The 1,021-nt window shown below is 46.5% G+C and carries 1 protein-coding gene; it reads right to left on the bottom strand.

What is annotated here, in order from left to right:
* Positions 1 to 1,021, bottom strand: a 1,021-nt coding sequence (locus ACOCD2_RS21785) for a type I restriction enzyme subunit R domain-containing protein (protein WP_419608006.1), incomplete at both ends; no start/stop codon positions are given.

Here is a 1,021-nt window from a genome sequence, read left to right as displayed (position 1 = left end):
CCGCGTTCGGAGGCCTACTTTGTTTTCCCTCTGGCGCAAGGCACGCCGGGAAAACAGTGCGGCCTCGCGGCTACTGGGGTCTACCAGCCTTCGCTTCGCTCTCCATGGCTGGCAGCGCAGGTCTTCAGTCTTTTTGCTCAATTTAGGCGCTGCGCGATTCAAACGTGAAAGTGCCTGAACCGCCAATACACCTTGCAACTTCTTATCAACATACATCGCACAGAGTTTTGGTTGATCAAAGCCCGTCAGATATTTGTTAGCCACGACCAGTAACCGGTAATCGTTTTTATCGAAGTAATCACGGGTATCGTTTTCAGCAAAGCCATTCATCTGTGCTTCGGTATACTCGACTCCGTCCACTTCCTTGTTACCAGAAAAAGCGATGAGTGCCTTAAATGGATGACCCATTTCATCCAATATGCGTGTAATGGCCTTATAGTAGCGAATAGCCGTTTCAATGTTCTGGGTAACCACCATGCCTTTGGCTTTGCCTTTTAGTTTTTTGCTGTTGACAACCTGAGGTATGAAGTGATCAAGGATGATCTCAGCCTTAATATTAATGGTCTGCTGATGACTTTCCACGTAAGCACGTAGTTTCTTTTGTGCCTTTTTACTGTCGAATAGTGGGTTTTCTTCGATGGACTTCTGGATTTCGTAATAGCTTTTATAAGTTGTGTAGTTGGCAAGCACATCCAGAATAAAGCCTTCTTCAATCGCCTGTTTCATCGAATAGAGATGAAACGGCTTGAAGCTGCCATCCGGTTGCTTTGTACCAAACTTTTCCAGCGTGGTATTTTTAGGTGTGGCAGTAAAGGCGAAGTAGGAAGCATTGCCTCTCATCTTGCGAGATTTCATGGCTTGCAGGATTTTATCCTGGGCATCCAGAGTGTCGTCGTCGACATCGTTTTTTCCCATCGCCCGATTCATATTGTCATGGGCGGTGCCGCTCTGGGAGCTGTGTGCTTCATCAATAATCACTGCAAAGTGCTTGTCGCTCAGATCAGCAATACCATCAATGATA

This window comes from Thiolapillus sp. (genome assembly GCF_048562965.1).
Taxonomy (GTDB): domain Bacteria; phylum Pseudomonadota; class Gammaproteobacteria; order Chromatiales; family Chromatiaceae; genus Thiolapillus; species Thiolapillus brandeum_A.
The sequence above is the reverse complement of the archived record's forward strand: the minus strand, read 5'-3'. Positions and strand labels throughout refer to the sequence as shown.